General features: G+C 70.3%; 8 protein-coding genes. 5 read left to right on the top strand and 3 right to left on the bottom strand.

Annotated elements, in window-relative coordinates; translation table 11 throughout:
• The 4 genes from ESO86_RS07465 to ESO86_RS07450 all read left to right on the top strand — a co-directional run.
• On the top strand, window positions 1-1,136 hold a 1,136-nt coding region (locus tag ESO86_RS07465; RefSeq protein WP_165307467.1), incomplete at its 5' end, for an ABC transporter substrate-binding protein.
• Window positions 1,136-2,335: an ABC transporter ATP-binding protein gene (locus ESO86_RS07460; RefSeq protein WP_129234336.1), complete on the top strand. Its 1,200-nt coding sequence runs from the start codon at window positions 1,136-1,138 to the stop codon at window positions 2,333-2,335. The genes ESO86_RS07465 and ESO86_RS07460, both read left to right, overlap by 1 nt.
• Before the next feature lie 3 nt (window positions 2,336-2,338).
• A complete protein-coding gene (locus tag ESO86_RS07455; RefSeq protein WP_129234335.1) occupies window positions 2,339-3,250 on the top strand; it encodes an ABC transporter permease in 912 nt (303 codons plus the stop codon).
• Between the two features lie 95 nt (window positions 3,251-3,345).
• Window positions 3,346-4,149: an ABC transporter permease gene (locus tag ESO86_RS07450; RefSeq protein ID WP_207207052.1), complete on the top strand. Its 804-nt coding sequence runs from the start codon at window positions 3,346-3,348 to the stop codon at window positions 4,147-4,149.
• Window positions 4,150-4,235: 86 nt separating this feature from the next.
• Here the strand turns inward: ESO86_RS07450 and ESO86_RS07445 are convergent, their stop codons facing one another.
• Both ESO86_RS07445 and gabT read right to left on the bottom strand, forming a co-directional pair.
• On the bottom strand, window positions 4,236-5,225 hold the full coding sequence (locus tag ESO86_RS07445) for an asparaginase (protein WP_129234333.1): 990 nt from the start codon (window positions 5,223-5,225) through the stop codon (window positions 4,236-4,238).
• A gap of 3 nt (window positions 5,226-5,228) precedes the next feature.
• Window positions 5,229-6,614, bottom strand: coding sequence for a 4-aminobutyrate--2-oxoglutarate transaminase (gene gabT, locus ESO86_RS07440; protein ID WP_129234332.1), 1,386 nt, complete (start codon window positions 6,612-6,614; stop codon window positions 5,229-5,231).
• A gap of 103 nt (window positions 6,615-6,717) precedes the next feature.
• On the opposite strand from gabT, the gene ESO86_RS07435 reads away from it, so the two are divergent.
• Window positions 6,718-7,197, top strand: a complete 480-nt coding sequence (locus ESO86_RS07435; protein ID WP_129234331.1) for an OsmC family protein — start codon at window positions 6,718-6,720, stop codon at window positions 7,195-7,197.
• A gap of 18 nt (window positions 7,198-7,215) precedes the next feature.
• On the opposite strand, the gene ESO86_RS07430 is transcribed toward ESO86_RS07435, so the two are convergent.
• Window positions 7,216-8,130 (bottom strand): hypothetical protein, encoded by a 915-nt coding sequence (locus tag ESO86_RS07430; protein ID WP_129234330.1) that lies wholly within the window; start codon window positions 8,128-8,130, stop codon window positions 7,216-7,218.
• Window positions 8,131-8,243 lie beyond the last annotated feature (113 nt).

Here is an 8,243-nt window from a genome sequence, read left to right as displayed (position 1 = left end):
GCCTGCTCGCCGGAGCGGGAGCCGGCGCATCCGCGCTCGCGCTCGCCGCCTGCTCGACCGGCGGCGGCCAGGCCAGGCCGACCGCCGCAACGGACACGTCCGACACGGACAAGACCCTCAACTGGGCCAACTGGGCCGCGTACATCGACGAGGACGACGACGGCAACTACCCCACGCTCGTCCGGTTCACCGAGGAGACCGGCATCGAGGTCAACTACGAGGTCGCGGTCGACGACAACAACACGTATTACGGCAAGGTCAAGGACCAGCTCGCCCTCGGCCAGGACATCGGGGCCGACACGGTGTGCCTCACCGACTGGATGGTCTCGCGCTGGATCCGCCTCGGGTACACGCAGGAGCTCGACCACGGGAACATCCCGAACATCGCCAACCTCGCGCCCGCGCTCGCGAACCCGAGCTTCGACGAGGGCCGCGCCCACTCCCTCCCGTGGCAGGGCGGCTTCGCCGGCATCTGCTGGAACACCGAAAAGGTGCCGGGCGGTCTCGAGACCGTCCAGGACCTCTGGAGCTCCGAGCTGAAGGGCCGTGTCGGCGTGCTCTCCGAGATGCGCGACACGATGGGGCTCATCATGCTCCAGAACGGCGTGGACATCGCGAGCCCCGACTGGGGCGACGCCGAGTTCGACGCGGCGATCGAGATCCTCGACGAGCAGGTCGCGAACGGCCAGATCCGCAACATCAAGGGGAACTCGTACCTCGAGGACCTCAAGAGCGAGGACACGCTCGCGGCCATCTGCTGGTCGGGCGACATCACGGTCCTGAACGCCGAGGCCGGCGACAAGTGGCAGTTCGCCATTCCCTCGGCGGGCGGAACGCTGTGGAACGACAACTTCCTGATCCCCATCGGCTCCCCCCGCAAGGCGAACGCCGAGACGCTGATCAACTACTACTACGAGCCCGAGGTCGCGGCCGAGGTCGCGGCGTGGGTGAACTACATCACGCCCGTCGTCGGGGCGCAGGAGGCCGCGGTCGCGATCGACCCCGAGCTGGCCGAGAACCAGCTGATCTTCCCCAACGAGGAGACGCTCTCGAACGCGTTCATCTTCCGTGCGCTCTCCGGCGCCGAGGAGCAGAAGTACCAGACGCAGTTCCAGCAGATCCTCCTGGGTTCGTGATGTCGATCCGAGAGTTCGCCGAGAGCGGCGCCGACCTCGAGCTGGTCGGCATCCAGAAGCGGTTCCCGGGCTTCACGGCGATCGAGGAGCTCGACCTGACGATCCCGGCCGGGTCGTTCTTCGCGCTGCTCGGCCCGTCCGGCTGCGGCAAGACGACGACCCTCCGCCTCGTGGCGGGGCTCGAGGAGCCGACCGCCGGTCGCATCCTCATCGGCGGCAAGGACGTCACCGACACGAAGGCGCACCAGCGCCCCGTGAACACGGTGTTCCAGAGCTACGCGCTGTTCCCGCACATGTCGATCATCGACAACGTCGCGTTCGGCCTGAAGCGCCGTCGCATCGCGGACGCCGAGGCGAAGGCGCACGAGGCACTGAAGCTCGTCGAGCTCGACCACCTCGCGCAGCGACGCCCGGCGCAGCTCTCAGGCGGGCAGCAGCAGCGCGTCGCGCTCGCCCGCGCGATCGTGAACCGGCCCGCGCTGCTGCTGCTCGACGAGCCGCTCGGCGCGCTCGACCTGAAGCTCCGCCGCCAGATGCAGCTCGAGCTGAAGACGATCCAGGAGGAGGTCGGCCTCACCTTCCTGCACGTCACGCACGACCAGGAGGAGGCCATGACCATGGCCGACACGGTGGCGGTGATGAACAAGGGCGCGATCGAGCAGATGGGCGCTCCCGAGGAGCTCTACGAGCTGCCTCGCACCGCGTTCGTCGCGAACTTCCTCGGCAAGTCGAACCTGTTCACCGGAGACGTCGTCGGCACGACCGACACGGCGATGACCGTCGACGCGAGCGGTCACCGGATCACGATCGCGACGGCGCGTGCGCAGCGCCACCAGGGGCTCGTCACGGTGGGCGTCCGACCCGAGAAGGTCACGCTCCACGCGGAGCAGCCCGAGGAGGTCGCCGGTCGCAACCTGCTCGGGCCCGGTCGGGTGATCGACGTCTCGTTCGCCGGGGTCAGCACGGAGTACATCGTCGCCGTTCCGGGCGTGGGCACGATCTCGGTCTTCGCCCAGAACATGAGCTTCGGCCCGGTCGCCCACGAGGGCTCCGAGGTCTGGCTCAGCTGGGACGTCGAGCACGGCTTCGGGCTCTCCGACGAACCCGACGAGTCGTCGCGGTTCCCGGCCGACGCCGACACGCAGTCGATCGCGGTGCAGCGCCGGGAAGCGCTCCTCACGGAGCTCGAGGGCAGCTGAGCCATGGCCTTCGCAGCATTCGCGACGACGGAGGCGCAGCCGCAGACGGCACGGAGGAAGAGCCCCATCGCGCTCTTCCTCCTCCTGCCCGGCATCCTCTACCTCGTCCTGTTCTTCCTCACGCCGCTGATCTCCCTGATCCTGACCTCGCTGCAGGCCCCGAGCGAGTTCGGAGACATCGGCGTCTACGACTACGCGTTCAACTGGCAGAACTACGTCGCCGTCATCGAGAGCTACTGGCCGCACATCCTCCGCTCGTTCGGCTACGCCCTGCTCGCCACGGTGTTCGCGCTCCTGTTCAGCTATCCGATCGCGTACTTCATCGGTGTCAAGGCGCGGCGCAGGCCGCTCCTGCAGAGCCTGCTCCTGGTGCTCGTCATCGCCCCGTTCTTCATCAGCTTCCTGCTGCGCACGCTCGCGTGGAAGCAGATCCTGTCGGACGAGTCGCTGATCATCACCTCGCTCAAGGCGCTGTCGCTGCTCGCACCCGACGCGTACTTCGCCGGAACGCCGTTCGCGGTCGTGTTCGGCCTGACGTACAACTTCATCCCGTTCATGACGCTGCCGCTCTACACGGCGCTCGAGCGACTCGACACGCGCTACCTCGAGGCGGGCAGCGACCTGTACGCGAACTCCTTCACGGTGTTCCGCAAGGTCACGATCCCGCTGTCGATGCCCGGCATCGTCGCGGGCACGCTCCTCACGTTCATCCCCGCGGCCGGTGACTACATCAACGCCAGCCGCGACTTCCTCGGAGGCCCGGACACCCAGATGATGGGCAACGTGATCGAGGCGAACTTCCTCGTCCTGCTGAACTACCCGGCGGCCGCGGCGCTCTCGATCATCCTGATGGCGGCGATCCTCGTGCTCGTCGGCGTGTACGTGAAGCGATCCGGAACGGAGGACCTGCTGTGAGCGGCGAAGTCCAGGCGGCGGCAGTCCTCGGCGGCCTCGCCGAGAGCGAGGAACTCGAGGACCGGCGCGGACCGCAGCGGCCGCGTCGACGCAGGATCGGCCTCGGCGACTGGCTGCTGCCCGTCTACGTCGTCCTCGCGTTCATCTTCCTCCTCATCCCGATCGCCTACACCTTCGTGTTCTCGTTCAACGACTCGCTGAAGTCGAACATCGCCTGGCGCGGGTTCACCTTCGACAAGTGGCTGAACGTCTGCAACGTCGAGGGCGGAGCGGTGTGCGAGGCCTTCGGGAACAGCATCGTCATCGGCCTCGTGTCGACGGTGGTCGCGACGACGCTCGGCACCATGATCGCGATCGCGCTCGTCCGCTACCGCTTCCGAGCGCGCTCGTCGATCAGCCTCCTGCTGTTCCTGCCGATGGCGACGCCCGAGGTGGTGCTCGGTGCGGGACTCGCGGCGCAGTTCCTGGCCGTCGGCGTGCCGAAGGACATGCTGACGATCATCCTCGCGCACACGATGTTCTGCATCAGCTTCGTGGTCGTCACGGTCAAGGCCCGCGTGGCGAGCCTCGACCCGGCCCTCGAGGAGGCAGGACGCGACCTGTACGGCTCCCCGCGGGAGGTGTTCTGGCGCATCACGTTCCCGCTGCTGACGCCCGGCATCATGGCGGCCGCGCTGCTGTCGTTCGCGCTGAGCTTCGACGACTTCATCATCACGAACTTCAACTCCGGTTCGGTGACGACGTTCCCGAAGTACATCTACATCTCGGCCTCTCGCGGCATCCCGGCCGAGGCGAACGTGATCGCATCGGCGGTGTTCATCGTCGCACTCGCGATCGTGGTCATCGCGCAGGTGTCCCGTGCGGCTCGCGCCAAGAGGCTCGCGGCCGAGATGACCTGACCGGCACGCCCGACGAGCGAGGCCGCGACCCGTCGAGGGTCGCGGCCTCTCGGCGTCGAGGAGCGGGACGCAGGGCCCGAACGACGCTAGACCGTGGCGCGGATGCGGCCGACGACGCGCCCGCCGCCGAGCACGTCGAGACCGAGCTCCGGCTCGAGCGCATCGACGGCGGATGCCTCGAGCGCGCCGGCTCCGACGAGGAGCCGTGCCGCGACGACGACGGATGCGCGCGGGGAGCCGTCGAGCATCTTGAGCGCGACGGTGGTGCCGTCGGCGGCGGTCATGACCTGGACGCCCTCGGCTCCGAACTTGGAGAAGACGCCCAGGCGGTCGATCGCGACCGAGTCCGGTCGCCCGGGGCCGGCGATCGCCCATCCGTTCGCGCGCACGCCCTCGGCCAGCGCCGCCCCCTCGCGGAACAGCGCGAAGGGCGACGACGTCGACGACGACGCGATCTTCTGGATGCCGCGCGCGAGCGCCGTGAGTCCGACGGCATGCACCGGAGCGCCGCAGCCGTCGATCACGGTCGCCGACGGCCGCTCGCCGGTGAGGCGCTCGAACACGTCGAGGATGCGCTTCTGCAGCGGATGGTCGAGGTCGAGGTAGTCTCCGATCGCCCAGCCGTTCGCGTGGCAGGCGAGGAGCATCGCGGCATGCTTCCCCGAGCAGTTCATGGTGATCGGCTCGGGTCTCGTGCCGGCCCGCACGAGCTCGTCGCGGGACGCGCGGTCGGTCGGGAACTCGGCAGGGCAGCGCAGCGCCGACGCGGGCAGCCCTGCGCGTGCGAGCAGCCCGCGCACGAGTGCGACGTGCCCGGGCGTGCCGCTGTGGCTCGCGGTCGCGATCGCGGCGTCCTCGCCGCGGAGCGTGACCCCCGAGGTCATCACGGCGAGCGCCTGGAACGGCTTCATGCTGGAGCGGGGGAGCACCGGAGCGCTGGTGTGGCCGAGTTCGCGCACCACCTCGCCCTCCGGTGCGAGGACGACGGCGGAGCCGACGTGGCGCGACTCGATGAAGCCGCCGCGCTCGACGACGGCGAGCTGGGCTGCGGCCGAGGCCGTGAAGGTCTCGCCCACGGCTCAGGCGAGGGTCGCGAACGCGTCGTCGAGCACGCCGAGGGCGTCCTCGATGAGCTCGTCGGTCATCCGCAGGCTCGGCAGGAACCGGAGCACGTTGCCCCAGGTGCCCGCGCTCAGGAACAGCACGCCCTGCTGTGCGGCGTGGGCGACGATGGCGGAGACGGCGGCCGCGTTCGGGGCCTTGGTCGTCTCGGCGGTGCCGGACTCGACGAGTTCGATCGCGATCATCGCGCCGCGTCCGCGGATGTCGCCGATCACGTCGTACTTCGCGCGCAGCCGCTCGAGCCCCGCCGTGAGCGTGGCCTCGATGCGCCGGGCCTCGGCGAGGAGGTGCTCCTCCTCGATGGTCTCGAACACGGCCACGGCCGCCGCGCACGCGACGGGGTTGCCGCCGAAGGTCCCGCCGAGGCCGCCGGGGTGCGAGGCGTCCATGATCTCGGCGCGGCCGGTGACGGCGGCGAGCGGGAACCCCGCGGCGATGCCCTTCGCCGTGAGCACGAGGTCGGGCGTCCAGCCGAAGTGCTCCGATGCGTAGTACGCGCCGGTCCGCGCCATCCCCGACTGGATCTCGTCGGCGATCATGACGACGCCGTTCGCGGTGCACCACTCCTGCAGCGCGGGCAGGTAGCCGTCGGCGTAGACCATGAAGCCGCCCTCGCCCTGGATCGGCTCGACGACGAGGCAGGCGAGGTCGGATGCGCCGATGACCTTGTCGAGGTAGCCGATCGTGCGGGCCGCGGCCTCCTCGCCGCTGAGGCCGTCGCGGTACGGGTACGAGCTCGGCGCGTGGTAGACGTCGCCGGCGAGCGGGCCGAACCCGGTCGCGTACGGCATGGCCTTGTAGTTCATCGCCATCGTGAGGTTCGTGCGCCCGTGGTAGGCGTGGTCGAGCACCGCGACGGCGCGGCGGCCGGTGTGCTTGCGGGCGATCTTCACGCCGTTCTCGACCGCCTCGGCGCCCGAGTTCACGAGCACGGACTTCTTCGCGAAGTCGCCCGGCGTGTGCGCGGCGAGCAGCTCGGCGACGCGCACGTACTCCTCGTAGGGCGTGATGGTGAACAGCGTGTGCAGCACGTCGCGCGACTGCGCGGCGGCGGCCTCGACGACCCGTGCGGGCGTGTGGCCGGCCGTCGTCACGCCGATGCCGGCGCCGAAGTCGAGGAAGCGATTGCCGTCGACGTCCTCGAGGACCGCGCCGTGGGCACGTTCGATGTACACGGGGAGGACGCTCGACACGCCCGCCGACACGACGGCGTTGCGGCGCGCCTGGAGCTCCTGCGAGCGGGGACCGGGGACGGCGGTGACGATCCGTCGCTCCTGCGGCACGGTGACCGATTCGGCCGACTCGGCGGGCACGGATTCGACGGGGATCCAGGTGTCAGTCATGATCGGACCAGCTTAACCCCGGGGCCGGTGCGCGACGTCGGCGGCCGGGTGCAGGATGGACGGCGGCGGGCGAGGCCCGCACCGCGTCACGGGAGGGATCGACATGCTCGGCGAGCACCACTACGCGATCGAACTCGAGTGGCAGGGCGACCGCGGCGAGGGCACCTCGTCGTACCGGTCGTACGGCCGCCGGCACGCCGTGCGGGCGGCAGGCAAGCTGCACGAGATCGCCGGATCGAGCGACCGCGCCTTCCACGGCGACCGTGATCGCTGGAATCCGGAGGAGCTCGTGCTCGCCGCGCTCAGCGAATGCCACATGCTCTCCTACCTGCACGTCGCCGTGAACCACGGCGTCGTCGTGGTCGGCTACGAGGATGCCGCGACCGCGACGATGCGCGAGGACGGGCGCGGCGGAGGGCGGCTCGAGGTCGCGGTCCTGCGCCCGCGCGTCACGGTCGCCGACGCGTCGATGCGCGAGCTCGCCGAGTCGCTGCACCACGAGGCGTCCGAGAAGTGCTTCATCGCGGCATCCGTCGCCTTCCCCGTCCGGCACGAGCCGACGACGCTCGTCCGCGGCGTCTAGGGCGCGACGCGGAGCGGATCAGGGAAGCGACTGGGTCGGCGCGAGCGCCGTGCCGGGCGGAGCGGGTGCCGGGCAGGGGTAGCCGCCGACGAGGCGAGAGCACGGCGGGAAGTACGCCGGGAGGCGTTCGTCGTGCGGGTCGCCGAACCACCGGTTCCAGATGCGCCAGAAGTTCAGGTTGCCGTAGGCCGAGCAGTCGTCCCCGGTCGACGGGTCGGCGAGGACGGCGTCGTTCGGCTGGTAGGGCGTGTAGTTGTAGAGGTTCGCGGTCGCCTGGTTGCGGATGCGCACGGTCGACGCACCGCAGGCCGCGTCCGGGTGGAAGCCGACGTCGACCGTGCCGACGTGGAACTTCCGGACGGGCTCGGCCGTGTACTGCCGGAACTGCCACGCGGCCCGGTACACCTGGTTGAAGAACCCGAAGTACCGGGCGTCGCAGTCGGCCGTGTCCGGGCAGCCGTATCCCGTGGCGCGCTCGTAGCCGCGAGCGCTCGGCCTCGTGAGCAGGGACTGCTCCTTCTGCAGCAGCACGAGGAGGGTCTGCGGGCTCACGCCGCAGGCCGCGGCGACCTCGCTGACGATGCGGCTCGCGGGGACGGCCTCGCCGCCCGGGACGGCGGCGCAGTGCCGTGGCCCGGCCGCCGGGACGGCCTCCACGTCCTCGGTGTAGTCGCTGAGGCACGGCACGGCGTCGACGGGCCGGCAGTCGCGCGACTCGAGGAAGACCTGGATGTCGCGCACGCTCATCGCCGTCGAGTCGTAGAACGCGTCGTCGCTCACGATGTACCCGGGATCGAACCGATCGGTCGAGGGGATGCGCCGATCGGCGGAGGTCGGATCGCGCTCGATCCCGGTGGTCGGCACGCACCCGGCCAGCAGCAGTGCGGCGGCCGCCGCGACCGCGGCGACCCACGCACGAGCGGTCGTCCTCATCGGGCCGACGATACCCGTGCCCACCCACTGGTCGCTGGGAGGGCGCCCCGACTCCGGCGCGTCGCGACCGACCGGTGCCGCGGCGCGGCTACACGCGTTCGCGCGGGGCGACG

The organism is Agromyces binzhouensis (assembly GCF_004135055.1).
In the GTDB taxonomy this organism is placed as follows: domain Bacteria; phylum Actinomycetota; class Actinomycetes; order Actinomycetales; family Microbacteriaceae; genus Agromyces; species Agromyces binzhouensis.
The sequence above is the reverse complement of the archived record's forward strand: the minus strand, read 5'-3'. Positions and strand labels throughout refer to the sequence as shown.